The following is a 26878-nucleotide window of genomic DNA, read 5'->3' as shown; positions in this document are numbered from 1 at the left end:
AAAGGGTCAGTAGTCCCGTTTGAAATAGAGGCCGAGGCCGGTTTCGCCTACACTGTCGGCCTTGCCGGTCACGGTCAGGGATTTGGTCAGGTCGAGGTTGATGGTGAGTTCGCTGTCCCCCTCGGCGGTGACGTTCAGATCGGTATAGATATTGTCTGCAAGGTACCCGCCCAGCCCAAGCTGCCCGACACCGAGATTGTTGGCGCTGATGTCGACATTGTCCGCGCCGGTGGTGTCCCGCAGTGCCTTTTGCGCCCCGCCGCCACGCCCGCTGAGCGTGATCGCGGACCCGGCCAGCCGCGCCAGCGCCAGCGGCGAGATGTCCTGGATATTGTCACCGAACAACAGCAGTGCCAGGGCTTCTTCGCTGGGGCGCGGTGGCTCTGAGGTCACCTTGATTTCAGGGCCGTCGATACGGCCGGAGATCGACAGGGTGGCGGTGCCCTGTTCCGTATTGGCGGTCGAGATGAACTCCAGATGGGGTTTCAGGTCCCCGAGCAGCGTGATGCGGCCCTCATCCAGATTGAGCCGGCGCCCCAGAATATCGAAGGTGCCGCGGATAAGCCCGATCTGGCCGGAGGGCGCGATATTCGACGTGGTGCCGCGGACGTTGATCGTGCCGCCCAGCTCCGCATTGAGGCCGCGCCCCCGGGCAAAGATGCGGTTCGGGGCATTGACCTGCACATCGAGCGCAATATCCGAGTTTCTGCCCGCGCTCCCGCCGCCGCCGGTATCCACCAGCCCGGCGCGGATGCGTGTGGCGGTCTGGGCGCGCGACTGGCCGCGATGGCGGATGGGCGGAATGGGCGCGGCAGAGACCGCGCCACCGGCGGTGTTGAGGTTGATGTTGGTCTCGCCGACATCGACACGCCCGCTCAGGCGGCTGTTGCCCGCCAGGGGGCCGGAGAGGCGGAGGTTTGCGCCCAGGGAGCTACGATAGGACAGGTTGTCCGTCAGGACCACCTCCGACAACCGGATCTGCAGGTTTCCCGAATAGGGGGCGGTCAGGGACACCGGGCCGCTGACGTTGATGGTGCCGCCATCGCGCGGGCGGGCGTCGAGCGACAGGGAAGCGGAGCCGTTGTTCAGGCTGACGCGTGTGCGGATGCCGTCGATCGCCTGTGCTGCTTGTGGCAGAACCAATTGCGCGTCCGAAGTGGTCACGGTTCCGCTCAGCGAACTCAGCTGCGCCGGTCCCCGCAGGGTCAGATCGAACTGCGCCAGCCCCTTCAGGAGGTTGGGCTTGATAAAGGCATTGGCGCCTTCCAGTCGCAAGGAGCCGTTGGCAGAGATATCCGCCCGGGCTTGGGCCTCATCCCAGGAACCGGCAATTTTGGAATCGATCCCGAGCGGGCCGCGGGCCGTTGAGTCAATCTGCCAGATGCCATCGCTGCGGGCGGCCTCCCCCTGCGCCGTCAACACGCCGTCGAGACCCGGTATGATCTGCTGCAATCGTTCGACGGCCGCATCGAAACTGAGTTGCACGGCGCCGTCACTTTCGTCGAAGTCGCCGGACAGGTCGATGCGGGCGCCAGCCGGTCCGGCGAGGCGGCCGCGTCCCGCCCAGGTGCCGGAGCGCCGGGTGCCGCTGATCTCGGCGGAGGCGGTACCGCTGAGCGTCGGAGCAAAGACGCTGACACGGCCGACGTCGGCGGTCAGGCTCAGGTCCACATCTCCGGTGGCCTCTGCAAATGTTGCGTCAAACTCTGCAGTGCTATCGCCGGGGCCGGTGACAGCGCCGGTGCCGTCCCATCTGCCGTCCCGGCGGGTTGCATTCAGGTTGGTGGTTGCCTGGCCCTGGATCGACGGCACGAACTGTGCAATGCGGGCGACAAGCGCGGACAGCTCCAGATCCATGTCGCCGCGGGCCTCGTCGAACCGGGCGGTCACACGGGCCTGGGTGCCGCCGGTGGCGCTGACGTCGGCCTGGCCGGTCCAGGTGCCATCGCGCCGGTTTGCGTCGCCTGTCAGAGTGAGCGGCGCGCCCGCAAGCTGTGGAGCGAAGGCCTGGGGCTGGTCGACATGGGCGTCAAATCCGAACTGGGCGCTGCCATCCAGGGTAAAGGTGCCGTTCAGATCCAGTCGGGTGTCCTGCGGTCCGCGCAATTTCGCGGTCCCGTCCAGCCGATCACCGGCGCGGTCAAAATTTGCCGTCAGGGTCACCGGGCCCGGCAGATCGGGAACAAATCGCTCCAGCCGGGCCAGCCGTGCGTCCAGCTTGATCGCGCCGGCACCGCTGTCGAGCGTGCCTTGACCGGTGGCAGAGACTTCTGCGGTCTGAAGGTCGAAGCTGTCGATCCGCAGGCCTGACGTGTCGCGGGCGGCGACCAGCTCAAGCGTGCTTGTGCCGACAAGCAGCGGATCGACATCCGCGATCCCGGTTTGCAGATCACGTCCATTGAGTGTGAGATCAACACCAAATGCGCCGCTCAGCGGCTGAACATGCGCGGTCACATCCGCGCTGGCAGAGCCGGCAAGCTCCAGTTGCGCGAGACTGGAAAAGCGGCCCAGGTCTTCGCTTGTGAGCGCCAGGCTGGTGGCGATCCTCAGATCGTTTTCCACACCGTTGAACCGGATTTCGCCGCGTGCGCCGTAGTCTTCACCTTGCAGATCCAGGTCCCGGATCAGGAAATCGGCGCCATCCTCCGTGGTGAGCCTGCTGCTCAGGGTCAATTCACTGCCGGTGGCGGCTGCCAGAGCGGGGTCGGACAGGACAAAACCGCTGAGCCGTGCGTCGAGGGCGCCGTCCAGTGCAAAGCCGCTGCTCTGATCGAGCGATCCGGCTGCGCTGATCACCGCGCGGGAGAGCGCCAGATCCGGGGTGCGCAGGCTGTCGATCTCGCCAGTGATCTGCCAGTTTTCGCCTGCCGGTTTCTGCAGGGCCAGATCCACCCGTGCCACCGTGGTATCAGCGCCAGAGACCGGCAGAATGACCGCGGTCCGCCCGTCCGGCGGGGTGATGCCGGCTTTGAGGTTTGCGGTCTCCAGCGTGCCACCGACGAGCGAGAGCGCTCCGGTCAGCCGCAGGGCCTGGGTGCGCAGCGCCAGGCTTTCCAGATCCACGCCGCCTTCGGGCAGCGTCTGCCCCTTGACCGTGGCGCGCAGGCCGGGGCCAAAGAAGGGCCGGTAGTCGGGCTTCAGCAACGGGTCGATATTGCCGCCGAGGTCGGCGGAAAAGGCCAATCCGGCGTCGGCGCCTGCTGCCACATCGGCCAGCCCGGTAAGGCTCACGGATCCATTGATCCGGTCATGGCCGTTTGTGGCCAGCCCGATGTCGGCGGTGAAATCCGACAGCGGCCCTTCGCCCTGGACCGCAAGGCTCAGGTCGGGCCGACCGGGCAGGTCGAGCGCCGTCGAGACCAGGCCCCCGGCGGCTTCGTCGAGGAGCAGGTCGAGCGCCAGCTGTTCGCTGGAATTGGCAAAGGAGGCGGTCAGGGAGAGCGTGTCTCCGGGCCGATCCAGACGCGCAACCTGCAGCCGGGTATCCAGCGCGCCATCGGCAAGGGTCAGCCCACCGTCGAGCGACAGGGACGCCTGCTGGCCGACAAGGGCGGCACCCAGCTGGATCTCACCAGCGGCGATTTCACTGATTTCGAGCGACACCGGCAGATCGGGCAGCGAGACCGGCGTTGCCTCCGGTGTTGGCAGCTCCGGATCCGCCGGGAGCGGTTTGGGGCTGCGCTCCACGATGATGCGGTCGGCCTTCAGCCGGTTCACCGAAAACCGGCCCCGCACCAGCGCCAGCCGGTTCCAGTCCAGTTCGGCCCCTTCGACGGTCAGCCAGATGCCGTCCTCATCCGAAACCGTGAGGCGCTCGATGCGGGCCTGAGAGGAGAACGCGCCGTCGAGCCCTTGCACCCGGATCGCGCGCGAGTCGTTGGAAAGCGTATCCTCCAGGAAGGACACCAGCAGCCCCCCGGATTCGGAAGCATCCTGCTGGGCCATGACCGGCGCTGGCGTCAGGGAGACGCCCGCTGCCAGGGTCACGATCATGAGGGAACTGCGAGGGGACTGTTTCAAAACGCCTGTCCTATCCCGATGTAAAACTGGAGCCCGTCATCGGTATCGCCCGAGACAGGCATCGCGAGGTCGAGCCGGATCGGGCCGATCCCCGTCACGTTATAGCGCAAACCGATCCCGGCACCTGCGTGGTATTCGCTGTCACCACTGACAAAGCTGCTCTCATCCACGAACCCGATGTCGTAGAACCCGACCAGCGAAATCGTATCGGTGATCCGGCCCCGGATCTCGCCCGACATGGCCAGATAGCCGCGACCGCCCGCGGTGTCCCCACCCACATCGATGCCGAGAGACTGGAATTCCTGCCCCCGCACCGATCCGGCCCCGCCAGAGAAATACAGCAGTGTCGGGGACACATCCCCCGGCGACGGGCCGATCAGCGACCCTAGTTGCAGCCGGCCGGCCAGCACGATGCGCCCGGAGGCACCAATGGATCTGTAGCCACGCGCATCGATATTGATCTGCACGCCGGGATCGCCGCCATCGATGCCGACAAAGGGCACGATCTCACCATCGAGATAGTAGCCCGCGGTCGCATCGGTCTTGATGTTGCGCTTGTCCTTTTCACCGCGCAGCCGGGCGGCGAGGTAGGTGAACTCCCGGTCATCCCCATAGGCATCATCGGCATGCACGTAACGCAGCCCAAGCGCGCCTTCGACGTAGGTGGTATCGGAAACGGTGCGCCGCACCCCGATCGCACCGGTGGCGCTGGAGGCGGAATAATGTTCTTCTTCCAGCTGTTCCAGCGATGCGACGTAGAACAGGGTTTCATCGGTTCCAAGCGCCGCCGGACGATCAAGGCGGGCGGAAATGCTGCCGTCGATGTCGTCACCGCCCAGACCGCTGACCGAGAGGTCAATCTTCAGCCGCTCTGCGGCGCCAAAGAGATTGCGATGCATCCAGCTGGTGCTGAGTTCCACCGCCTCGGAGGACGAAACTTCGACCCCGAAGGTGAACCGGCGTTTGGGCAGGTCCTCGACCTTTGCAATGAAATCGAGCGTTCCGTCCGGGTTCGGGGTTTCTGCCTGTCGCAGGGTGACCGCGGAAAAGGCACCGGTGCGGCGCAGCCGGGTTGCGGATTTCGAAACAAGGTCAGGGTGATACGTGTGGCCGGTGGCAAAGCCGGCGATGCGCTGAATGGCCTCGCGCCGCACATCCGACTCGCCCTCGATGCGCAACTGGCCGAGGCGCAACCGGGGTCCCGGCGCGATCCGGAGTTCGGCATCAAGCCGCTTTTGCACAGCATTTGCGGTGATGGATTGCGCGGCAAGCTCCGCCTTCGCATGCCCGGCCCGATCCCATGCGCTGAGCCCGGCGGTGGCGGCCTCCTGGATGACGCCGGTGCTGGCAGGGCGCCCCGGGGCGAAATCGTCTGGCAGCTGAGCGGGTTCGGTGGCTGGCAGAGGCGTGACCTCGGCGCGTCCGAAGGTGAAGCTCGGCCCCGGATCCACGGTGATGGCGACCCGATTGATCTCGCGGGGCGGGTTGAGCAGGTTGATATTGGCAGCTTCGCGCCCGTCGAGCCGGATGTTGACCACCGGGGCGAAATATCCGGCATCATAGAGCACCTGCACCAGCGTGCGGTAATCGGACAGCGCCGCCGCCAGGACTTCCTGCAGTTCCGCCCCGTCGCCCAGTGCCAATGACGCGCTGGCGCCCTGTAGCCGTTCTGTCAGGTCTTCAGGCGCCTTGGGGGCGGAGAGCTGGCTCTCCAGCGCATGCGCTGCCGTTCCAGCGCCGATCAGGCCCAGGCTCAGGGAGGACGTGAACAGAACGGGTCGCAAGGCTCGGAGCAGGCGGCGCGCATGCGGGCGCGTGGGGCGAATGCGAGTCATTGGGTCTCCGGCAGCGGGCAATCAACATAAGGTATGCGGGGGAACTAGCCCCCATGCGAGCATTGTCGACGCTACACGCATGACCGCGCTCTTAAAACCTCCGGCGCAGCGGCAGCCTGTGCCCTGGGGTCTTTGGTGGGGCAGGGATGGCAAAAAACTGCCGATCAGGTCTCGCGCGCCATGGCGCTGGCAACATCCAGCATGCGGGCCGAAAAGCCCCATTCGTTGTCGTACCAGCCAAAGATCCGCAGCTGCTGGCCAGCAACCATGCGGGTTTCGGGCGCGGCAATGATCAGGGATTCGGGACGTGCGCGCAGGTCCGACGACACCAGCGGCTGGTCGGTCCAGCCCAGGATCGGCGATTGTTCTGCCGCTGCTTGCAGCGCGGCGAGCAGGTCCTTTTCCTCCCAGGCGCTGTTGAGCTGGGCCACCAGATCCACCGCGGACACGCTGGCGGTGGGGACGCGCACCGCAGCGCCGGAAATACGGCCTTTGAGGTGAGGCAGCACCACATCGATCAGATGCATGGCGGAGGTGGTGGTGGGCACCATCGATAGAGCGCCACCGCGCGAACGGGCAAAATCGCCACGCGGCGCATCCACCATAGGCTGCGAATTGGTGTAGCAATGGATCGTGGTCATATGGCCGGTTTCGATACCGGCCACCTGATCCACCAGTTGAACCAGTCCGGCCACGGCGTTGGTGGTGCAGGACGCGTTGGACACGATCTTGGCGCCCCCAAGGTCGCCATCGTTGACACCATAGACCACGGTGACCTCTGCCGCAGGCGAGGGGCCGGAAATCAGCACCTTGCTGGCGCCGGCGCTCAGGCCGCGCTGGGCCAGGTCGGTGGTGCGGGCGATGCCGGTGCAATCCAGCAGAACATCGGTGTCCGACAGATCAAGCGTGGTGACATTTGCCTGCTGGTGCAACGGGATACGGCGATCCTCGATGCACAACGCGCCATCCTCCAGCGAGACGCTGCCCGGGTAGGGGCCAAAGGTGCTGTCGTATTGAAACAGGTAGGCGCACATCTCCGGATCTGCGATGTCGTTGATGCACTGAACCTCGATCCCGGAGCCGCGCTGGCTGGTCAGGATCTGGCGCAAGATTGTACGGCCGATGCGGCCGAATCCATTGATCGCGATCTTCATGGTCAAAGCTATGGCAGCGGTTCCGGGTCCCGGCAATCCACCCGCACAATAAAGCCAACAGCTTGATACAATCGCGGCGTGGTTGGCTTGTGCGATATCGCCCCACACGATTTGCGACAGATTAGGTCCTGATTCCGTCTTGCGCCACTCCCGGCGCGCTGATAGCGTCCGCCCAAGCACATGGGAGAACCGGATCCAGCGCATTGGTGCGCGGGTTCGGTGCCGAAGGAGCAACCGCCCCGGAAACTCTCAGGCCACCAGGACCGTGTGCATGAACGACTCTGGAGAGAGCCCGGCCAGACCGGGACGCCGAAGGGATAACGATCTCAGGCGAAGGGACAGAGGGGGCATCAAAGCGTGCAGGCGGAGCCTGCGCAAAACCTTGGATGCCGGATGCCAAACGACGCGTTGACATGTTGTGATTTGACCGCACCGGCCGCAGACGCGGAAGGCAGGCCGAAATGTCGGATCTGAAGACCACCCCCCTTACTGAATTGCACGAGAGCCTCGGGGCCAAGATGGTGCCCTTTGCAGGCTATTCCATGCCCGTGCAATATCCGCTGGGGATCATGAAGGAACACACCCATACGCGCGAAAAGGCCGGGCTTTTTGATGTCAGCCACATGGGCCAGGTGATCCTGCGGGGCGAGAGCTACGAGGCCGTCGCAAACGCCTTTGAAAAACTGGTGCCGATGGATGTGCTGGGGCTTTCTGAGGGCCGTCAGCGCTATGGTCTGTTCACCAATGATGCGGGCGGCATCGAGGATGACCTGATGTTTGCCAACCGTGGCGACCATCTGTTTGTCGTCGTGAACGCCGCCTGCAAAGACGCCGACATTGCCCGTATGAAAGCCGCGCTGGAACCTGAAATCAGCGTCGAGCCGGTCACTGACCGCGCGCTTGTGGCCCTGCAAGGCCCCGCTGCCGAGGCGGCGCTGGAGGCGCTGGTGCCCGGTGTTGCGGCGATGAAATTCATGGATGTGGCGACATTTGACTATGCGGGGGCCGAACTGTGGATCTCGCGGTCCGGCTACACCGGCGAAGACGGCTATGAAATCTCCGTCCCCGAGGCGGTGGCGGCGCAGTTTGCCAGCTCGCTGCTGGAGCAGCCCGATGTTGAGGCGATCGGCCTTGGTGCGCGGGACTCGCTGCGGCTTGAGGGCGGTCTTTGCCTTTATGGTCACGACATCGACACCGAAACGCGCCCGTTTGAGGCCGCGCTTGGCTGGGCCATCCAGAAGGTGCGTCGCCCGGATGGCGACCGCGCGGGCGGCTTTCCCGGTGCGGATGCGGTCTTTGCGGATCTCGGCGGGAAGGCCCCGCGCAAGCGTGTGGGCCTGAAGCCCGAAGGTCGCGCGCCGATGCGCGAAGGCGTTGTGCTTTATGCCGCTGCCGAAGGGGGCGCGCCGATCGGCACCATCACCTCCGGTGGCTTTGGTCCAACCGTGGGCGGCCCTGTCGCCATGGGCTATGTCACGGCAGAGCACGCAGCCCTTGAGACCCAGATATTCGGTGAGCTGCGCGGCAAGCGCGTGCCGGTCACCGTCGCAAAACTGCCCTTTGTGGCAGCCAACTTTAAACGCTGAACACCCGTCCCCGAAAAGAACGGCCAACACAGGAAGAGAACCCATGAAATATACCGAAGAACACGAATGGCTGCAGGTCGAAGGCGAGATCGTGACCGTTGGCATCACCGCGCACGCGGCAGAGCAACTGGGCGATGTGGTCTTTGTTGAACTGCCCGAAGTCGGCAGCGAAGTCTCCAAAGACGATGAGATCGTGGTGATCGAATCCGTCAAGGCGGCCTCCGACATTCTTGCGCCGCTGGACGGTGAAGTTGTCGAGGTGAACGAGGCCATCGTGGACGAGCCTTCCAAGGTCAACGACGACCCGGAAGGTGAGGCGTGGTTCTTCAAGCTCAAGGTTTCCGACATGTCGCCGATGGACGACTACATGGATGAGGCCGGCTACAAAGACTTCATCGGCTGAGCTGACCCCTGATTTTGCCCGGCCGCTAGGCCGGGCAGCGCCCGCCCCGCCCCCAAGGCGGGCGCTTCGCACCCGCCTGGGCCGGGCGCTGCCCTCCGCGTCTTGCGGAAGCAGTGTCTTATTGTGCCGGCGAAACTGACCAAGGTTAAGATCCTGAAGGAGGCGCTGATGCCTTTCGAACCGACAGATTACCTTCCCTATGACTTTGCCAACCGGCGTCACATCGGTCCCTCGCCCGAGGAAATGGCCGAGATGCTCAAGGTGGTTGGTGCCGACAGCCTTGATGCGCTGATCGACGAAACCGTGCCGAAATCCATCCGCCAGAAAGCGGCGCTGGACTTCGGTCGCCCGATGTCCGAGCGCGAGTTGCTGTTTCACATGCGTGAGGTTGCAGGCAAGAACAAGGTGATGACTTCGCTCATCGGTCAGGGCTACCACGGCACCGTGACGCCGCCCGCGATCCAGCGCAACATTCTGGAAAATCCCGCGTGGTACACGGCCTATACGCCCTACCAACCCGAGATCTCGCAGGGTCGCCTTGAGGCACTGTTGAACTTCCAGACGATGATTTCGGATCTCACCGGTCTTGAGATCGCCAATGCATCGCTGCTGGACGAGGCCACCGCCTGCGCCGAAGCGATGACCATGGCGGAGCGCGTGTCGAAGTCGAAGGCAAAGGCCTTCTTTGTGGACCGCGACTGCCACCCGCAGAACATCGCAGTGGTGAAAACCCGCGCCGAGCCGCTGGGGATCGAGGTCATTGTCGGTAACCCCGACAAGATGGACCCCGAGGCGGTCTTTGGTGCGCTGTTCCAGTATCCGGGCACCTATGGCCATGTGCGTGACTTCACCGATCACATCGCCAAGCTGCATGAACACAAGGGCATCGCCGTTGTTTCGGCGGACCCGATGTCGCTGACCCTGTTGAAAGAGCCGGGCGCGATGGGGGCGGATATTGCAGTTGGCTCCACCCAGCGTTTTGGCGTGCCGGTGGGCGCGGGGGGGCCGCATGCGGCCTATATGGCGACCAAGGACGCCTATAAACGTAACATGCCGGGCCGCATCGTCGGCGTGTCTGTCGACGCGCATGGCAACAAAGCCTATCGCCTGTCGCTTCAGACCCGCGAGCAGCACATCCGCCGCGAAAAGGCGACCTCCAACGTCTGCACCGCGCAGGCGCTGCTGGCGGTGATGGCGTCGATGTATGCGGTCTTCCACGGCCCCAAAGGTCTGCAGGCGATCGCGCAGCGTATTCACCGCAAGGCCGTGCGTCTGGCCAAAGGGCTGGAGGAAGCAGGCTTCAAAGTCGACCCACAGGCGTTCTTTGACACCATCACCGTGGATGTCGGCCCGCTGCAGGCGGCGGTGATGAAATCCGCTGTTGATGAGGGCATCAACCTGCGTCGCGTGGGTGAAACCCGCGTGGGGATCTCTGTCGATGAGACCACGCGCCCCGAGACCATCGAGGCGGTCTGGCGTGCCTTTGGCATTGTGCGTGCGGATGATGATTTCAGCCCCCAGTACCGGGTGCCTGAGAATATGCACCGCAAGACGGACTACCTGACGCATCCGATCTTCCACATGAACCGGGCCGAGACCGAGATGATGCGCTACATGCGTCGCCTCGCGGATCGCGATCTGGCGCTGGATCGGGCGATGATCCCGCTTGGCTCCTGCACCATGAAGCTGAACGCAGCGGCGGAAATGATGCCGCTGAGCTGGCCGGAGTTTTCGACCATCCATCCCTTCGCACCTGCCGATCAGCAGGAAGGCTATGGCGAGTTGGTCACGGATCTGTCCTCCAAGCTCTGCGATATCACCGGCTATGATGCGATCTCCATGCAGCCGAACTCCGGCGCGCAGGGGGAATATGCGGGACTGCTGACCATCGCTGCCTACCACAAGGCGCGCGGTGAGGGGCATCGCAACATCTGTCTGATCCCGATGAGCGCCCATGGCACCAACCCGGCCTCGGCGCAGATGGTGGGCTGGAAAGTGGTTCCGGTAAAGTCCGACGAGAAGGGCGATATCGACCTTGAGGACTTCCGCGCCAAGGCGGAAAAACATGCCGAGCATCTTGCGGGCTGCATGATCACCTATCCCTCGACCCATGGGGTGTTCGAGGAAACCGTGCACGAGGTCTGCAAGATCACCCATGACTCCGGCGGTCAGGTCTATATCGATGGTGCCAACATGAACGCCATGGTGGGCCTCAGCCGTCCGGGCGATCTGGGCGGTGACGTGAGCCACCTGAACCTGCACAAGACCTTTGCCATCCCGCACGGTGGCGGCGGCCCCGGCATGGGTCCGATCGGGGTGAAATCGCACCTGATCGAGCATCTGCCGGGGCATCCGGAAACCGGCGGCGTTGAGGGACCGGTGTCGGCGGCACCTCTGGGGTCGGCCTCGATCCTGACCATCTCCTGGGCCTATTGCCTGATGATGGGCGGCGCGGGTCTGACGCAGGCGACCAAGGTGGCGATCCTGTCGGCGAACTACCTCGCGAAGCGGCTCGAAGGAGCCTATGACGTCCTCTATAAGGGGCCGACCGGCCGGGTTGCGCATGAGTGCATTCTGGACACCCGTCCCTTTGCCGACAGTGCGGATGTGACCGTTGACGATGTGGCCAAACGCCTGATGGACAGCGGTTTCCATGCGCCGACTATGAGCTGGCCTGTCGCGGGCACGTTGATGGTCGAGCCGACGGAATCGGAAACCAAAGCCGAGCTGGACCGTTTCATCGAGGCGATGCTGTCGATCCGGGATGAAATCAAGGCCGTCGAAGCAGGCGAGATGCCGCGCGAAAACAACGCGCTGAAAAACGCCCCGCACACGATGGAAGATCTGGTGAAAGACTGGGATCGCCCCTATTCGCGCGAACAGGGCTGCTTCCCTCCGGGGGCGTTCCGCGTCGACAAATACTGGCCACCGGTCAACCGCGTCGACAACGTCTATGGCGACCGCCATCTGGTGTGCACCTGCCCGCCGATGGAGGACTATGCCGAAGCGGCAGAGTAAACTGTAAGTTAAAGGACGCGCCCCGCAGGGGCGCGGCTGGTACAGCAGAGCCCGTCCCTTGCGGGGCGGGCTCTGCCCGTTTGGCGCCAGCGTGATGGGCCAGGCGTGAAGGCGATATGCCCGGCGGCGGCAGGGCTGGGCGCAAAGCGAGGCCTGGTCGACACGGCGGCGATGCGCGGATCGTGCACGTCAGTAGCCTCTTGCGCGGTCGACCTCGTGCAACAGATCGGCGCCTGCGGTCAGGCGGCGCAGGTTTTCGAGCACATCTCCCAGCGCATCGCCGAGGTGCCAGCCGGACACATGGGGGGTGATGGTCACACAAGGGTGTTTCCAGAGCGGATTGTCCTCGGGCAGGGGTTCATGGCGCAGCACGTCGAGCACCGCATGGCCGGGGCGGCGCTGGTAGAGGGCGGAGGCCAGCGCCTGCTCGTCGATGAGGTCGCCGCGCCCGGCGTTGATGAGGGTTGCCCCTTCTTTCATATGAGCCAGGCGCTCTGCATCAAGCAGGTTGCGGGTCTCCGCCGTGGAGGGGAGGATCGCGCAGACATAGTCGGAACTGGACAACAGCCCATTGAGCCCGTGATCGCCGCTGAGGCAGGTCACGCCGGCGATTTCCTTGGGGGTGCGGCTCCAGCCCATGGTCTGAAATCCCATGTCGCGCATCAGACCGGCCGTAAGCCCGCCAATATGGCCGAGACCCAAGACCCCCACGGTGGTGTCGGCGGGGCGGCGCGGCGCGACCGGGTCCCAGAGCGCGCGGGCCTGGGCCTTTTCGTGATAATCCATGTTTCGGGTGCCGCGCAGGACATAGGCGAGGCAATACTGTGCGATTTCGCGGGCAGGTTCTTCGGGTTTCAGCCGGGCCACGCGCACATGCGGCGCCAGGGACGGGTGGTTCACGATGGTCTCCACGCCCGCGCCCAGTTTCTGAACCAGTTGCAGGTTCGGCAGCTGCGTCGGAAGATCGGATTTCAGCGCCGACACCGCCAGCACTGTGACCTCGTCGAGATTGCCGGGCGCCGCGGTGGTGCGAATATCGGCCGCGGGGTCCAAGGCGCGGAATTGCGCCACCAGATCCTCTTCGCTGTACCAGCCGTTATGTCCGATTTCGATCAGCAGTGCCATGTCCTTGGTCCTTCGGTTTGTCGTGTGACCCGCAGGTAAAGCGGCGGGCATGGCGTCACTGTGCTGGACAGGCCGCAGTTTGCCAAGTCATGCTGCAGGGGCAAAGTGGGCAGGCAGTGGCCGGACGGGCGCGCGGCACAGGGCAGGGGCACGCCGTGGGCGGTGCAATCCTGTCGCGGGCGCCGGGAGGGCTGCGCAGGTGCGCTTGGGCGGAATGCAACTCGGATACGCAGGACAGGACGTGACAGACACAATGGTTCCCTTTTTTGATCGGCGCGACGATGGCGTCTTTGTCGGCAATGATCCTGCGCGGGGCCCCTGGGCCGTGGACTATTGCCATGCCGGACCGGTTGCCGGGCTGGTGGCCCGCGCCGCAGAGGTCGAGATCGGCCCGGAAAAGCAACTGACGCGCCTGACCATGGATGTGCTGCGCCCGGTGCCGCTGGCCGGCATCCGCGTCGCCGCAGAAACCACCCGGCATACGCGCACTTTGGCAACGACGCGCGTGACCGTGCATGATCTGTCGGATGCGCTGCTGGTGCAGGCCACGACCATGCATCTCGCAGAGCGCGACATCGGGCTGGTGCCGACCCCCGCACTGCCCGCGCCACGGTTCGAAGAGGCTGAACCGGGGCCTTTTGCGATCGGGGAGGGGCGACATGAGCTCGCGAATTTTGCGCGCCTGCTGGAAGCGCGCTACCCGCCCGGCCATGGATTTGGCCCGGGGCCAAAGACCATGTGGTTGCGCACGCCGGATCTGGTGCAGGGGGAGGAAACCTCGCCGGTGCAGGGGATCTGCGCATTGGCGGACTGTGGCAACGGGATTTCCTGGAACCTGCCGACCAGCGAGATGGGGTTCATGAACACCGATCTGACGTTGCAGATCCACCGGATGCCGGAGCCGGGCTGGCATGCGTCCGAGGCGGTTTCCCATTGGCAGCCCAACGGGATCGGCATGTCGCAGGCGGTGCTGTATGATACCGAGGGGCCGGTGGGGATGGCCTTGCAGACTCTGGTCCTGTTCCCGGCGCGGTAGCTCTGTCCGATCGCCCCGGGACGCGGGGCGATGTGCCGATCAGTCAGTCGGGATCGCGTGCAAAGACCGGCTCCGGGTAGCCCACCCGCGCCAGATACAGCCCCTGCCCGGGGCAGACCGGCCCGCAGGCTGCGCGGTCCCTGGCGTCGAGCGCGTCGCGTACATCGTCCGGTGACCAGCTTCCTGCGCCGACGCGTTCCAGCGTGCCGACAAAGCTGCGCACCTGATTGTGCAGAAAGCTGCGGGCGCGGACATGGAAATGAACCTCTGGCCCCGACAAGCCCGTCACGCGCTCGATCCGCAGCTCATCCAGCGTCTTTACCGGGCTTGCGGCCTGACAGATGGACGAGCGGAAGGTGGTGAAATCATGTTTTCCCAGCAGATGGTTGGCCGCGGTCTGCATCGCCTCCACGTCGAGGTCATGATTGATCTGCCAGACCTGACCCGCGTCATGCGTGGCCGGTGCGCGTCGCATCAGGATGCGAAAGAGGTATTGCCGCTCGATGGCGCTGAACCGGGCGTGCCAGTCATCGGCGACACGTGCGGCATCGACGATGGCAACCGGGGCGGGCTTCAGGTGGAAATTCAACGCTTCGCTGAGGCGAAAGGGATCCCAGTCCTTGCGCAGATCGCAATGGGCGACCTGGCCCAATCCATGCACGCCGGTGTCGGTGCGCCCGGCGGCGGCGATGGTGTGTGGCCCCGGTTCCAGTTTCGCCAGGGCAGCCTCGATCGCGCCCTGTACCGAGGGCTGATCTTTTTGTCTCTGCCATCCGGCAAAGGGCTTCCCGTGGTATTCGACTTTGAGAGCTATACGCGGCATGGGGCGCGGCGTAGCGTGCCGGGGCGGAGCTGACAAGCCAAAGTTGGTACAGCGGGCCGGGCAGGGCCCCGCGGGCCCGGGCTGGCAACCGCAGGCGGTGATGCCTATGTTGCGGGGAGGCCGTGCGGGAGGCACATCCCGGCGGGATCAGGGAAACGGCCCGCCAATCGCGGCAGGGCGCATGAGGAGCGGCAGGTGACGCGAGGAACAGGGGTGACGGGGCTGGCCGCGAATGTGGCCGACGGGGTGCTGCGCGGGGCGGAGACCCTCGGTGGCGTGGTGGCAAGCCCGTTTGCAGACCCCGCATTGCGGCTCGGGGTGACCGGTCTGGCACGTGCGGGCAAGACGGTGTTCATCACCTCGTTGGTGGCCAATCTGCTGAACCGGGGGCGCATGTCCCAGCTGACCGCCGCGCAGCAGGGCAGGATCGAGGCTGCCTATCTGCAACCGCAACCGGATGACACCGTCCCGCGCTTTGATTTTGAGAACCACCTGGCGGCGCTGACGGGGCCGGACCCGCATTGGCCGGAGAGCACCCGGGCCGTGTCCGAGCTGCGCCTCAGCCTGCGATTGCGGCCTACGGGCCTGTTCGGGGCGGTGACCGGCCCGCGCGTCCTGCATCTGGACATCATCGACTACCCGGGCGAATGGCTGCTCGACCTGTCCCTGATGGACAAGGATTTTGCCACCTGGTCGGCGGATGTGCTGCGCCGGATCGAGACCCGGTCAGAGGCCAGCGCATTTCGCGCCGCCGTCAAGGCCGCCGATCCTTCGGCGGCGCATGATGAGGCGCAGGCACAGGGGCTGGCCGCGTCCTTTGCTGCGTATCTGCAGGCCGCGCGGGCCGCGGGCTACTACGATTGCACACCCGGGCGCTTCCTGCTGCCGGGGGATCTGGCCGGCTCTCCGGTGCTGACGTTTGCGCCGCTGCCGGAAGGCGCTGCGCCGCGCGGCAGTCTGGCCCGCGAGATGGCGCGCCGGTTCGAGGCCTACAAGGCGCAGGTGGTGCGTCCGTTCTTTCGCGATCACTTTGCCCGGATTGATCGGCAGGTGGTGCTGGTGGACGCGCTGGGGGCGCTGCATTCCGGCCCGCCCGCGATGGAAGACCTGCGGCGTGCGATGACCGATATCCTGGCCAGTTTCCGTCCCGGTTCGAATGGCTTTCTCAGTAAGTTGCTGCGCGGCAAGCGGGTGGAGAAGATCCTCTTTGCCGCCACCAAGGCAGATCACCTGCACCATCAACAGCATCCGCAGCTGACGGCGATTATCGAGGCCCTGACACAGGATGCCCGGGATCGGGCCCGCTTTGCCGGCGCAGAGACCGCGGCGCTGTCCATGGCGGCCCTGCGGGCCACGACAGAGGAAATGCGCTCGCATGACGGGGCGGAACTGCCCTGTGTGCGCGGGATTCTGGCGGAAAACGGCAAGCCCGCCGCGCTCTATCCCGGGCGCTTGCCCGAAGATCCGCGCCACCTGTTGACACCTGCCCGGCAGGGGGCAGAGAAATGGCTGGACGGCAGCTATGCGTCGATGCGCTTCGCCCCGCAGCCCTTGACCCTGAAACCGGGCGATGGTCCTCCCCATATTCGTCTGGACCGGGCGGCGGAATTCCTGTTCGGGGATCGGCTGTGAGCTGTGTCCTGCGCCCGGCTGCGCCGCTGGATGCCAGTTGTATCGGCGAGATCCTGCATCGCTTTGAGCGCGACACACCCTGGATGCCGAAGGAGCATTCGGCAGCGGAGGCGATCGCCTTTTGCGACCGGATGATCGCGCGCGGCTGGGTCACGGTGCTTGAACTGGGCGCGCCGGGGGATGTGGTCGGGTTTCTGGCGCAGGATGGCGCCGAGGTCTGCGCGCTGTATTTGCGGCCGAACATGTGCGGGCAGGGCATGGGGCGGATGTTGCTGGATCATGCAAAACGGGCCTCTGCCGAGCTTAGACTCTGGACGTTTCAGGCCAATACCGGCGCACAGCGGTTCTATGTGCGCGAGGGCTTTGTCGAGGTTCACCGCACCGATGGCCACCGCAATCCGGAGCGTTTGCCGGACATCGAATATCATTGGCGCGCAACCAAGAGGGAGGCCGCCGCATGACTCGCAAGCCTGTCGTTTTTGATCTCGAACCGGACGATCAACCGGCGCAAAGCGTCAGTGATGCGCCGCCAGTGCCCGAGCTTGACGAGCCGACGGCGCTGCAAGCCACGGTCGAGGCGGTCGGCACCGCGCGCCGCCGGGGCTGGGGCGGATGGCTCTGGGGGCTGGTTCTGGGGCTGCTGGGCACGATCATATCGGTTGCGGCCTGGGATTACGCCACCAGCCTGATTGATCGTGTGCCGGTGCTGGGGCTGGTGGTGTCGGGGGCGATGATCGGCCTGTTGCTGGCGGCACTGGTGTTCTGTCTGCGCGAGCTTGCCGCCCTGGGCCGCCTGCACAAGGTCGACACATTACGACAGGCATGCCGCGACGCCCGGTCCGGCGATCTGGCGGCGGCGCGGGCACAGGTCGCGCGTCTGTCGCGATTTTATGGGACCCGCGCGGATCTGGAATGGGCGCGGCGCAGGCTGCACGAGCGCGAACCCGAGATCCTTGATGCGGATGGGTTGATGGACCTGGCGGAGGCAGAGCTGTTGTCACCGCTCGATGCGCAGGCCCTCGCGGAGGTCCAGGCCGCGGCACGGCAGGTGGCAGGGGTCACCGCATTGGTGCCGCTGGCCCTGGCGGATGTGATCACCGCGCTGGTGTCGAGTCTGCGCATGATCCGCCGGATTGCCGAGATCTACGGCGGGCGCTCCGGATTGTTCAGCTCCTGGCGTTTAACGCGCGCGGTGCTGTCGCATCTGGTGGCGACCGGCGCCGTGGCGGTCGGGGACGACCTGTTGGAGCCGGTGCTTGGTGGCTCTGTGCTGTCGAAGTTGTCCCGGCGCTTTGGCGAGGGGCTGATCAACGGCGCATTGACCGTGCGCGTCGGGCTGGCGGCGATCGAGGTCTGCCGTCCGATGGACTTTGCCAGCGTGGACAAGCCGCGCCTCAGCGTGATCTTGCAGCGCGCACTCAAGGGCTTTGTAAAGTGATTCCCGAGCAAAAAACTCGTGATCTGATTTCTGATAAATGATGTCAACTATTTGAAAATAAATGAAAAATATCTTGCGACCTGCCAGTTTAGAATCTATCTAAGTTGACAGGGCCAGAACCGATCCCGACTCGGGATCTTCACGCAAGGAGACTTTCATGAGCCATTCCGCATGCAGCATCTGTGCGTTTTTCGAAGACCACAAAGCCAACAATGATCAGACCCTGAAAGATGCCGGCCTGTGCCGTTTCAATCCGCCCGTGTTCCAGCCTGAGGCGGCCGAGCGCGGCTATTGGCCGGTCGTGAAACAGGATGATTGGTGCGGTCATTTTGAACGGGACGCCGCCTGAGTGCAGTACGCCCCGGGGATGTGAGTGCCCGCCAGCCTCGCCAGACAGCAGGTGCGACGCCTGCCAGCCAGCGCGCGACATCACGCCGCCAGAGGGATCCCTCCGGCGGTGTTGTCATGTCAGGAACGCCACGCGTCCCGTGCGCTTCAGATCAGCCGGGGTGGTTCATCCTTTGGCTGACGCATGGATTCGATTCCGGTGCGAAACCCTTCGCCGATGCGATCTGCCAGATGCCCCCATTGCACCGCCTGTTCGGCACTGAGTTCGTGGTGCAGCACCTCGTGAAACAGCCCAAGCCAGATCGGGAAATGCTCCGGCTTCACATCCGGGCGGGCCAGGTGCTCACGCATGGGGAAGCCGTCATAGACCCGTTCGCGCAGGATCGCGTTGCGCCAGAAGTTGGCGATCTTGGTCTCATGCTCCGGCCAGTTGGTGACATGAGCGGCGAACACCGGACCCAGCACCGGGTGACGCCGCACCGCGCTGTAAAAGACACGCACAACGCGCCGGATGTCGTCCGGGGTGATGTCGAAACGGGCCAACGGATGTGCGTCTTGCATGGTGTCTCTGCTCCACTTGGTCTGCGACGCCCAACCTAAGCCCGAAGCCGCCCCGCAGAAAGGGGCGCATGGCGTCGCATCCGTCTTGTGTGGTGGATAGACTTTACCCTTGCGCCACAAGCCCCTATAAGCGCTCTCATGACACCGACTGCAACACGACGTGTGGCCATCATTATTCGAATTATGAACCCGGCGCTCTGAGTATACGAGACGCCGGGCAAAGGTGCTTGAGTGATCGCACCGAACCGAATATCCCCAAACCGACCCGTTGATGCAAAAGGACGCCACCGATATGTGCGCCGACAAGACCGAAGTCACGCCCGACTACAAAGACACGCTGAACCTTCCCAAAACCGATTTCCCCATGCGCGCTGGCCTGCCCAAGCGCGAGCCCGCATGGCTGGAGCGCTGGGAAAAGATCGGCGTCTATGACCGCCTGCGAGAGAAGGAAGGCCGCACGCCCTTTGTTCTGCACGATGGCCCCCCCTACGCAAACGGTCACCTGCACATTGGCCACGCGCTGAACAAGACCATCAAGGATATCATCGTCCGCTCGCATCAGATGATGGGCTTTGACAGCCGCTATATCCCGGGCTGGGACTGCCACGGCCTGCCGATCGAATGGAAGATCGAAGAGCAGTACCGCAAGAAGGGCAAGAACAAGGATGCGGTGCCGGTCATCGAGTTCCGTCAGGAGTGCCGCAAGTTCGCCGAGGGCTGGATCGACGTCCAGCGGGCCGAGTTCAAGCGTCTGGGCATCACCGGCAATTGGCCGAACCCCTATATCACCATGGATTATCATGCCGAGGCGGTGATCGCCGAGGAGTTCATGAAGTTCCTGATGAACGGCACGCTCTATCAGGGCTCCAAGCCCGTGATGTGGTCGCCGATCGAGAAAACCGCGCTGGCCGAGGCCGAGGTCGAGTATCACGACAAGGAAAGCTTCACCATCTGGGTGAAGTTCAAGGTGGCCGAACCTGCGGATCACAAGCTGGCAGGCGCGCATGTGGTGATCTGGACCACCACGCCCTGGACCATGCCGTCGAACAAGGCCGTCGTTTACGGCGCCGACATTGCCTATGGCCTTTATGAGGTGACCGGTACGCCGGACGAATGCTGGGTCAACGTAGGCGACAAATACTTGCTCGCCGACAACCTCGCGGCAGATGTGTTCAAACGCGCCCGCTTGTCTGAGGATCAATATACCCGCGTGGCCGACGTCTCTGCCGACGATCTTGCGGGCATTGGCCTCGCCCACCCACTCGCCGGGGCTGAAGGTGCCAACGGTGAATGGGACGACATCCGCGACTTCCGCGCCGCCGAGTTTGTGACCGACACCGAAGGCACCGGCTTTGTGCATTGCGCGCCGAGCCACGGCATGGAGGAATTCGAACTCTACCGTGATCTTGGTATGCTGGAGCAGGTCATCACCTACAACGTGATGGATGATGGCGGCTTCCGCGCGGATCTGCCGTTCTTTGGCGGCAAATATATCCTCAATCGCAAGGGGGGCGAAGGCGACGCCAACAAGGCGATCATCGACAAGCTGGTCGAGGTTGGCGGCCTGATGGCGCGCGGCAAGATCAAGCACAGCTACCCGCATTCCTGGCGCTCCAAGGCGCCGATCATCTACCGCAACACGCCGCAGTGGTTCGTGGGCGTGGACCGCAAGCTGAACGACGGGCAGGATCAATACGGCGAGACCATCCGCGAACGCGCCCTGCGGTCCATCGACGAGCTGGTGAAATGGACCCCGCAATCGGGCCGCAACCGGCTCCATTCGATGATCGAGAACCGCCCCGACTGGGTGCTCTCGCGCCAGCGTGCCTGGGGCGTGCCGCTCACCTGTTTCACCAAGAAGGGCGCACTGCCGACGGATTCGGACTATCTGCTGCGGGACGAAACCCTGAATGCGCGCATCGTGGCCGCATTTGAGGAGCATGGCGCCGACATCTGGTACAGCGACGGTTTCAAGGCGCAGATGCTCGAAGGCATTGCCGACCCGGACGCCTATGATCAGGTCGTTGACGTGCTGGACGTGTGGTTCGATTCCGGTTCGACGCACGCCTTTGTCCTGCGCGACCGCGACGACGGTGCCGAGGACGGGATCGCGGATGTTTATATGGAAGGCACTGACCAGCACCGGGGATGGTTCCATTCCTCGATGCTGCAGGCCTGTGGCACCAAAGGCCGAGCGCCCTATCGCAACGTTGTGACCCATGGCATGACGCTGGATGAAAAGGGCTTCAAACAGTCGAAATCGCTGGGCAACATCATCCCGCCCGAGGATATCATCAAGCAGTATGGCGCCGATATCCTGCGGCTCTGGGTGGCGCAGACCGACTATACCGCCGACCAGCGGATCGGGCCGGAGATCCTCAAGGGGGTTGCCGACAGCTATCGCCGCCTGCGCAACACCATGCGCTTTATGCTCGGCAGCCTGGGCGATTTCAGCGAGGATCAGCGGGTTGACCCGGCGGATATGCCCGAACTGGAGCAATGGGTGCTGCACCGCCTGGCGGAATTGGATCACCAGGTCCGCGAACGCTATAAGGCGTTTGATTTCAATGGTGTCTGGCAAGCGGTCTTTACCTTTGCGACATTGGACCTGTCGGCCTTCTACTTCGACATCCGCAAGGATGCGCTCTATTGCGATGGCGACACGCTGAACGCCCGCGCCGCGCGCACGGTGCTGGACATCCTGTTCCATCGTCTGACCACCTGGCTTGCGCCGATCCTCGTCTTCACCATGGAAGAGGTCTGGCTGGAGCGTTTCCCCGGCGATGACAGCTCGGTGCATCTGGTCGATATCCCCGAGACGCCACGCGACTGGATCAATGAGCCGCTGGCGGCCAAATGGGCCAAGATCCGTCAGGCGCGTCGTGTGGTGACCGCAGCCCTGGAAGTGCAGCGCACCGACAAGGTGATCGGCGCCTCGCTGGAGGCGGCGCCGGTGGTGCATGTGCGCGACGTGGACGTTCTGAACGCCCTGAAGTCGGTGAATTTCGCGGATGTCTGCATCACCTCTGATGTGCAGCTGACCAATGATCCAAGCCCGGCCGAAGGCTATCGCCTGCCGGAGGTCGATGGCGTCTCCGTCGTGTTTGAAAAGGCCGATGGGCAGAAATGCCAGCGGTGCTGGAAAATCCTGCCGGATGTTGGCCTCCATGCGCACACCGGAACCTGTGGGCGCTGCAGCGCTGCGCTCGGATCCTGAGGGCGACGCAGCTTGAACGATTAAAAGAACGCCCGGAGAGACATCTCCGGGCGTTTTTTTGTCGAGTGTTGGTGCAGAAAGAGCTTCGCGGCGTCAGCGGGCGGCTCTGGCGGCTCACGCGGTCAGCACGGCGACCCGCGCGCGTTGATTGGTTCATCGCGAATAGGGCGGGCCAAAGGTCCAGGAGCCGCCCTCGGGCGCTGACCTGTCGGCCCTGTTTCGTGAACGGGATCTGCGGCTTGGGAAAGAAAATGGTGCCCCCACACGGACTCGAACCGCGGACCTACTGATTACAAATCAGTTGCTCTACCAGCTGAGCTATAGGGGCGGGAGTGGTCTTCGAGAAGGGCCTCTGCCGCGCGGGGCACGCCGAACCCTCGATTGAATCCTCAACTCCATCCGGTGCCGTCATTTACTCAGAAGCGCTCGCGCCTGCAAGTGCTTATTTCGCCGACTTCGGATGCAGGAGCGGATACGCGACAGGTGTTGCGGAGGCAAGCCCTTTTTGTGCGTTTGCAGCCTCGCAGACCGGACATGAGCCTTGCGTTCGACAGCTGCGCCAAACGGGCGTGATGTGGGCAGGACGCGTAATTCGGATTTGGTCAGTCGTGGCCCGGCGGCACCGGGATTGGCTTGCCTGACCCTCCGAGCAACTCCGCGTGGGTCAGGCATCTGCGGGGCGTGGTGCCTATCGTGCGCCGCCTGTCAGGGCTTTCTGCAGCGCATGATACGACGCCTTGGGGGTGCGTTTCAGGGTGTCAAAGTCCACATGCACCATGCCAAACCGCTTTTCATACCCGAGCGCCCATTCGTAGTTGTCGAGCAGGGACCACAGGAAATACCCCTGCACCGGGACGCCGGCGGCGATGGCGCGCTGGACGCGCTCCAGGTGGGCGTCGACATAGGCGATGCGCTCCGGGTCCGAGACCGTTCCGTCGGACACCAAATCGGCGTTGGCCATGCCGTTCTCTGTCACGATCAGGGGCAGGTCGCCGGTATATTCTGCGGCTGTGCGGGTCAGGAACTGGTAGAGGCCGTCAGGGTAGATTTCCCAGCCCATCTGGGTCTTGGGCAGGGGGCCGTCCAGCTCCGCGTAGTGGGGCCAGGCGCCGGCCTCGGGACCGATGACCTTGCGGGTGTAGTAATTGAGGCCACACCAGTCCACCGGCTGCGAGATGGTAGCGAAATCATCCTGCCAGCCTGCGGGCAGATGTGGTTCCAGCCCTTTCAGCGCCGCCTCGGGGTAGGCCCCCTTGAAGACGCCGCCGAGGAAGAAGCGGTTGTAGATCGCGTCATAGGTCTCTGCCGCCGCCAGTGCCGCGGGGCTCTGGTCGACTGGCTCGGCCCATTCGAAGTTGAACACCGCGCCGAGATTGCCCATGCCGAGCCCGCGCATCACCTCGATGGCGCGGCCATGCGCCAGCAGGACGTGATGCATGGCGCGGGCGGTGGCGCGAATGTCGCGCAGGCCCGGCGCATGGTGGCCAAGGAAATGCGACAGCCAGCCGACGCACCAGGGTTCGTTGATCGGGGCCACCGAATACATCCGGTCGCCGATGCGGGACATGATGACCTCGGTGAAGTCTGCAAACCAGTTGCCGATGTCGCGATTGCGCCAGCCGCCACGGTCGGCCAGCGGTTGCGGCAGTTCCCAGTGGTAGAGCGTCGCGCAGGGCTTGAGGCCCCGCTCCAGCATCGCGTCGGTCAGCCGGTCATAGAAATCAAGGCCTTCGGGGTTGGGGGTGCCGGTGCCCTCGGGCAGGACCCGTGCCCAGCTGGTGGAAAAGCGATAGCAGTCCAGCCCGGCCGCGGCGGCAAGGTCCAGATCCTCGGCATAGCGGTGATAGTGATCGCAGGCGGTATCGCCGTTTTCATTGCGGACCACATTGCCGGGGGTGGCAGCGAAGCTGTCCCAATGGGTGGGGCCGGCGCCGCCGAAGCCGTGCCCTTCGATCTGGTAGGAGGAGGTCGCGCTGCCAAACAGGAATCCGACGGGGAAATCCTGACGTGTGAAACTGAAGTCTGTCATATGTCTACATCCTGTTGGGCGCCGGTCCGGTGGAGCGACCGACGGTCAGCTCTGCTTCGAGCAATTCGGTGAGGGGCGGGGCCCCGGGGGTCTCGATCTGGGTGATGAGGAGCGTGGCCAGGCGTCGCCCGGCATCCCGCACCGAGGAGCGGGTGGCGGTAAAGACCGGCACATCGGCGCCATTGCGCAAATAGGACAGATCATCGTCATGGGTGATGACGGAGATTTCGCGGCCCATCACCATGCCTGCCTCCTCGATGGCGCGGCGCACCCCAAAGGCGGCGATGATCGAGGACACCAGATAGGCGGTGGGCGGCTGGTCCAGCTGCTGCGTCCGCCGCACTGTGTCATAGCCATAGACCTCGGTCATCTCACCGGCAAACAGCAGGTCCGGGTCGATCCCGATGTCTCGCGCCTGCAACGCGGCTTCGTAGCCCCGGCGCCGGCGAAAGGCGAAATCCATGCTTTCCTGGCCGTTGACCAGGCAGATGCGGCGGTGGCCGAGGTCGAGCAGGAAATCGGTGGCGCGGCGAAACGCGCTGGTGTTGTTCACATCGAGCCAGCTGTAGGGGGCGGTGATGTCGGTGGCGCGCCCATGCACGGCAAAGGGCAGGCCGATGTCCTGCAACATGGTGATCCGCGCGTCCCGCATTTTCGGGGCGTGCAGCACGATGCCGTCGACATTCCGCTTGGCCACCATCTCGTGATAGGCGCGCGACTGATCCTCATCCGCCACCAGCGACAGCACCATGTCATAGCCGGCCTTGCTGTAGCGCTCTCCGGCGCCGGCGATGAAGTCGCCAAAGATCGGGTTCATCATCTCGTGCTGGGTCGACATCGGGATCACATGACCGATCGCCATGGCGCGTCCGGTCGCCAGCGCCTTGGCACGGGTGTTGGGGCGATAATTGTGCTGTTGTGCGGCGGCCATGACCCGTTTGCGGGTGGCCTCGCTGACCTCTGGGTAGCCGTTCAGCGCGCGGCTCACGGTTGTCTGGGACAGTCCCAGATGCGCTGACAGCTGTTTGAGGTTCATGCTTACGGTTCTCCAAAGCGCTTTAAAGTTGGGCTGCAATCGGTTTCAGGCACCCCTGTCTGCCTGTGATTATGACAAAGGGGAAGAGCTGATTTCAAGCATATATGTTTGGGCGCTAACATCGAGTCATTGACAGTTGTCTCCGAATCTAGAAGTTTAATGACAGTCAAAGCGCTTTGGTTGTTTGGTTCGAGTGCTCAAAATACTAGCCTCAGAAGAACAACCAACACGGGATGATGGCGCAAGAAAACATCGGGAGGAGATACGATGAAACGGAGTTTGATGACGGCCGCGGGCGTGATGGCACTGGTGGCCGGTACCGCTGGCGCGCAGGAGCTGATTTTTCCGGTCGGAGAAGGCGACTTCAACTGGGACAGCTACGCCGAACTGGAAAAGATGGACCTCGGCGGCGAGCAGGTGACGGTTTTTGGTCCCTGGCTTGGTCCGGACCAGGAACTGGTCGAGAACGTACTGGCCTATTTCGCAGCGGCAACGGGGGCCGACGTCCGCTATGCAGGCTCCGACAGCTTTGAACAGCAGATCGTCGTCGATGCCGAAGCCGGCTCCGCGCCCAATGTGGCGGTCTTCCCGCAGCCCGGCCTCGTGTCCGACATGGCCGCGCGCGGGTTCATCGCACCGCTGGGCGACGACACCGCAAACTGGGTCAAGGACAATTACGCCGCGGGTCAGTCCTGGGTGGATCTGGGAACATTCTCGGGGCCGCAGGGCGATGACGGCCTGTTTGGCCTGTTCTACAAGGTCGATGTGAAATCCCTTGTCTGGTTCAACCCGGAAAATTTCGAGGATTTCGGCTATGAGATCCCGACCTCGATGGAGGAGCTGAAGACCCTCACAGATCAGATGGTCGAGGATGGCAACACCCCGTGGTGCATCGGGCTGGGCTCCGGCGGTGCGACCGGGTGGCCGGCCACCGACTGGGTCGAGGACATGATGCTGCGCACGCAGGACCCGGCGGTCTATGACCAGTGGGTCAGCAACGAGATCCCGTTCGACGATCCGCGCGTCGTCGAGGCGATCGAGGAGTTCGGCTATTTCGCCCGTAACGACGACTATGTCTCCGGCGGGGCAGGGGCCGTGGCCTCCACCGACTTCCGCGACAGCCCCAAGGGCCTGTTCGCCAGCCCGCCGCAGTGCATGATGCACCGTCAGGCATCCTTCATTCCGGCCTTCTTCCCCGAAGGCACCGAAATGGGTCTGGACGCGGATTTCTTCTACTTCCCCGCCTATGAGGGCAAGGAACTGGGCAACCCGGTTCTGGGGGCCGGCACCATCTGGTCGATCACCAATGACAGCGATGGCGCACGGGCGCTGGTGGAATTCCTGAAATCCCCGATCGCGCATGAGGTCTGGATGGCGCAGCAGGGCTTCCTGACACCGCACAAGGGCGTCAATACCGAGCTTTACGCCACCGACACGCTGAAGAAGATGGGTGAGATCCTTCTGTCCGCCGACACCTTCCGCTTTGATGCGTCGGACCTGATGCCGGGCGGCGTCGGTGCCGGCAGCTTCTGGACCGGTATGGTGGACTACGCGGGTGGCAAGCCTGCGGCAGAAGTGGCCACCGACATCCAATCCTCCTGGGACGCGCTGAAGTAA

General features: G+C 64.1%; 18 protein-coding genes, 1 tRNA gene and 1 riboswitch. Of the genes, 10 read left to right on the top strand and 9 right to left on the bottom strand.

Going from position 1 to position 26878, the window contains the following annotated elements; all coding sequences use genetic code 11:
- Positions 1–6: 6 nt before the first annotated feature.
- From ACXAF5_RS16290 to ACXAF5_RS16280, 3 genes are all read right to left on the bottom strand, one after another.
- Positions 7–3993 (bottom strand): translocation/assembly module TamB domain-containing protein, encoded by a 3987-nt coding sequence (locus ACXAF5_RS16290; protein WP_474947399.1) that lies wholly within the window; start codon positions 3991–3993, stop codon positions 7–9.
- 23 nt (positions 3994–4016) lie between these two features.
- A complete protein-coding gene (locus ACXAF5_RS16285; protein ID WP_474947398.1) occupies positions 4017–5855 on the bottom strand; it encodes an autotransporter assembly complex protein TamA in 1839 nt (612 codons plus the stop codon).
- 164 nt (positions 5856–6019) lie between these two features.
- Complete coding sequence (locus tag ACXAF5_RS16280) at positions 6020–7009, bottom strand: type I glyceraldehyde-3-phosphate dehydrogenase (protein WP_474947397.1); 990 nt, start codon at positions 7007–7009, stop codon at positions 6020–6022.
- Between the two features lie 171 nt (positions 7010–7180).
- A riboswitch (glycine riboswitch) is annotated at positions 7181–7285 on the top strand.
- A gap of 185 nt (positions 7286–7470) precedes the next feature.
- On the opposite strand from ACXAF5_RS16280, the gene gcvT reads away from it, so the two are divergent.
- The 3 genes from gcvT to gcvP all read left to right on the top strand — a co-directional run bounded on the left by gcvT (position 7471) and on the right by gcvP (position 12016).
- A complete protein-coding gene (gene gcvT, locus ACXAF5_RS16275; RefSeq protein WP_474947396.1) occupies positions 7471–8595 on the top strand; it encodes a glycine cleavage system aminomethyltransferase GcvT in 1125 nt (374 codons plus the stop codon).
- Positions 8596–8638: 43 nt separating this feature from the next.
- A complete protein-coding gene (gene gcvH / locus ACXAF5_RS16270; RefSeq protein ID WP_110362483.1) occupies positions 8639–8998 on the top strand; it encodes a glycine cleavage system protein GcvH in 360 nt (119 codons plus the stop codon).
- Between the two features lie 168 nt (positions 8999–9166).
- Positions 9167–12016, top strand: a complete 2850-nt coding sequence (gene gcvP, locus ACXAF5_RS16265; RefSeq protein ID WP_474947395.1) for an aminomethyl-transferring glycine dehydrogenase — start codon at positions 9167–9169, stop codon at positions 12014–12016.
- A gap of 189 nt (positions 12017–12205) precedes the next feature.
- On the opposite strand, the gene ACXAF5_RS16260 is transcribed toward gcvP, so the two are convergent.
- The gene (locus tag ACXAF5_RS16260; RefSeq protein WP_474947394.1) at positions 12206–13141 is read right to left on the bottom strand and encodes a 2-hydroxyacid dehydrogenase; all 936 of its coding nucleotides are present in this window, start codon (positions 13139–13141) and stop codon (positions 12206–12208) included.
- Between the two features lie 241 nt (positions 13142–13382).
- On the opposite strand from ACXAF5_RS16260, the gene ACXAF5_RS16255 reads away from it, so the two are divergent.
- Positions 13383–14177 (top strand): thioesterase family protein, encoded by a 795-nt coding sequence (locus tag ACXAF5_RS16255; protein WP_239366320.1) that lies wholly within the window; start codon positions 13383–13385, stop codon positions 14175–14177.
- Between the two features lie 43 nt (positions 14178–14220).
- Here the strand turns inward: ACXAF5_RS16255 and truA are convergent, their stop codons facing one another.
- Positions 14221–15000, bottom strand: coding sequence for a tRNA pseudouridine(38-40) synthase TruA (truA, locus tag ACXAF5_RS16250; protein WP_474947393.1), 780 nt, complete (start codon positions 14998–15000; stop codon positions 14221–14223).
- Positions 15001–15195: 195 nt separating this feature from the next.
- Here truA and ACXAF5_RS16245 point away from each other — a divergent pair, with 195 nt between their 5' ends.
- From ACXAF5_RS16245 to ACXAF5_RS16230, 4 genes are all read left to right on the top strand, one after another.
- Entirely contained in the window at positions 15196–16632 is a 1437-nt protein-coding gene (locus ACXAF5_RS16245) for a YcjX family GTP-binding protein (RefSeq protein WP_474947392.1), read from the top strand.
- Positions 16629–17093, top strand: coding sequence for an N-acetyltransferase family protein (locus ACXAF5_RS16240; protein ID WP_474947391.1), 465 nt, complete (start codon positions 16629–16631; stop codon positions 17091–17093). Before ACXAF5_RS16245 ends, ACXAF5_RS16240 begins: the two co-directional genes overlap by 4 nt.
- Positions 17090–18070: a YcjF family protein gene (locus ACXAF5_RS16235; protein ID WP_474947390.1), complete on the top strand. Its 981-nt coding sequence runs from the start codon at positions 17090–17092 to the stop codon at positions 18068–18070. Before ACXAF5_RS16240 ends, ACXAF5_RS16235 begins: the two co-directional genes overlap by 4 nt.
- A 157-nt stretch (positions 18071–18227) precedes the next feature.
- On the top strand, positions 18228–18419 hold the full coding sequence (locus ACXAF5_RS16230; RefSeq protein WP_474947389.1) for a hypothetical protein: 192 nt from the start codon (positions 18228–18230) through the stop codon (positions 18417–18419).
- A 146-nt stretch (positions 18420–18565) separates the two neighbouring features.
- Here ACXAF5_RS16230 and ACXAF5_RS16225 read toward each other — a convergent pair whose 3' ends face one another.
- On the bottom strand, positions 18566–18979 hold the full coding sequence (locus tag ACXAF5_RS16225) for a group III truncated hemoglobin (protein ID WP_474947388.1): 414 nt from the start codon (positions 18977–18979) through the stop codon (positions 18566–18568).
- Between the two features lie 292 nt (positions 18980–19271).
- Here ACXAF5_RS16225 and ileS point away from each other — a divergent pair, with 292 nt between their 5' ends.
- The gene (gene ileS, locus ACXAF5_RS16220) at positions 19272–22196 is read left to right on the top strand and encodes an isoleucine--tRNA ligase (protein ID WP_474947846.1); all 2925 of its coding nucleotides are present in this window, start codon (positions 19272–19274) and stop codon (positions 22194–22196) included.
- 252 nt (positions 22197–22448) lie between these two features.
- Here the strand turns inward: ileS and ACXAF5_RS16215 are convergent.
- The 3 genes from ACXAF5_RS16215 to ACXAF5_RS16205 all read right to left on the bottom strand — a co-directional run bounded on the left by ACXAF5_RS16215 (position 22449) and on the right by ACXAF5_RS16205 (position 25261).
- Positions 22449–22524: transfer RNA gene (locus ACXAF5_RS16215), tRNA-Thr, on the bottom strand.
- Positions 22525–22884: 360 nt separating this feature from the next.
- Positions 22885–24225 carry a GH1 family beta-glucosidase gene (locus tag ACXAF5_RS16210; protein WP_474947387.1) on the bottom strand — a complete coding sequence of 447 codons (1341 nt, stop codon included), beginning with the start codon at positions 24223–24225 and terminating at the stop codon, positions 22885–22887.
- Positions 24226–24229: 4 nt separating this feature from the next.
- On the bottom strand, positions 24230–25261 hold the full coding sequence (locus tag ACXAF5_RS16205; protein WP_474947386.1) for a substrate-binding domain-containing protein: 1032 nt from the start codon (positions 25259–25261) through the stop codon (positions 24230–24232).
- Positions 25262–25528: 267 nt separating this feature from the next.
- On the opposite strand from ACXAF5_RS16205, the gene ACXAF5_RS16200 reads away from it, so the two are divergent.
- On the top strand, positions 25529–26878 hold the full coding sequence (locus ACXAF5_RS16200; RefSeq protein WP_474947385.1) for an ABC transporter substrate-binding protein: 1350 nt from the start codon (positions 25529–25531) through the stop codon (positions 26876–26878).

The sequence above is a fragment of the Epibacterium sp. ABV4_022 genome, from assembly GCF_056159345.1.
Note: the sequence above shows the minus strand (reverse complement) of the source record. Positions and strands in the feature narration are given on the sequence as shown.

Coding starts and splice junctions, on each gene's coding strand:
- ileS (WP_474947846.1), top strand. CDS start 19,272: ATGTGCGCCGACAAGACCGAAGTCACGCCCGACTACAAAGACACGCTG.
- ACXAF5_RS16230 (WP_474947389.1), top strand. CDS start 18,228: ATGAGCCATTCCGCATGCAGCATCTGTGCGTTTTTCGAAGACCACAAA.
- gcvT (WP_474947396.1), top strand. CDS start 7,471: ATGTCGGATCTGAAGACCACCCCCCTTACTGAATTGCACGAGAGCCTC.
- truA (WP_474947393.1), bottom strand. CDS start 15,000: ATGCCGCGTATAGCTCTCAAAGTCGAATACCACGGGAAGCCCTTTGCC.
- ACXAF5_RS16205 (WP_474947386.1), bottom strand. CDS start 25,261: ATGAACCTCAAACAGCTGTCAGCGCATCTGGGACTGTCCCAGACAACC.
- gcvH (WP_110362483.1), top strand. CDS start 8,639: ATGAAATATACCGAAGAACACGAATGGCTGCAGGTCGAAGGCGAGATC.
- gcvP (WP_474947395.1), top strand. CDS start 9,167: ATGCCTTTCGAACCGACAGATTACCTTCCCTATGACTTTGCCAACCGG.
- ACXAF5_RS16290 (WP_474947399.1), bottom strand. CDS start 3,993: ATGATCGTGACCCTGGCAGCGGGCGTCTCCCTGACGCCAGCGCCGGTC.
- ACXAF5_RS16285 (WP_474947398.1), bottom strand. CDS start 5,855: ATGACTCGCATTCGCCCCACGCGCCCGCATGCGCGCCGCCTGCTCCGA.
- ACXAF5_RS16225 (WP_474947388.1), bottom strand. CDS start 18,979: ATGCAAGACGCACATCCGTTGGCCCGTTTCGACATCACCCCGGACGAC.
- ACXAF5_RS16235 (WP_474947390.1), top strand. CDS start 17,090: ATGACTCGCAAGCCTGTCGTTTTTGATCTCGAACCGGACGATCAACCG.
- ACXAF5_RS16210 (WP_474947387.1), bottom strand. CDS start 24,225: ATGACAGACTTCAGTTTCACACGTCAGGATTTCCCCGTCGGATTCCTG.
- ACXAF5_RS16280 (WP_474947397.1), bottom strand. CDS start 7,009: ATGAAGATCGCGATCAATGGATTCGGCCGCATCGGCCGTACAATCTTG.
- ACXAF5_RS16200 (WP_474947385.1), top strand. CDS start 25,529: ATGAAACGGAGTTTGATGACGGCCGCGGGCGTGATGGCACTGGTGGCC.
- ACXAF5_RS16260 (WP_474947394.1), bottom strand. CDS start 13,141: ATGGCACTGCTGATCGAAATCGGACATAACGGCTGGTACAGCGAAGAG.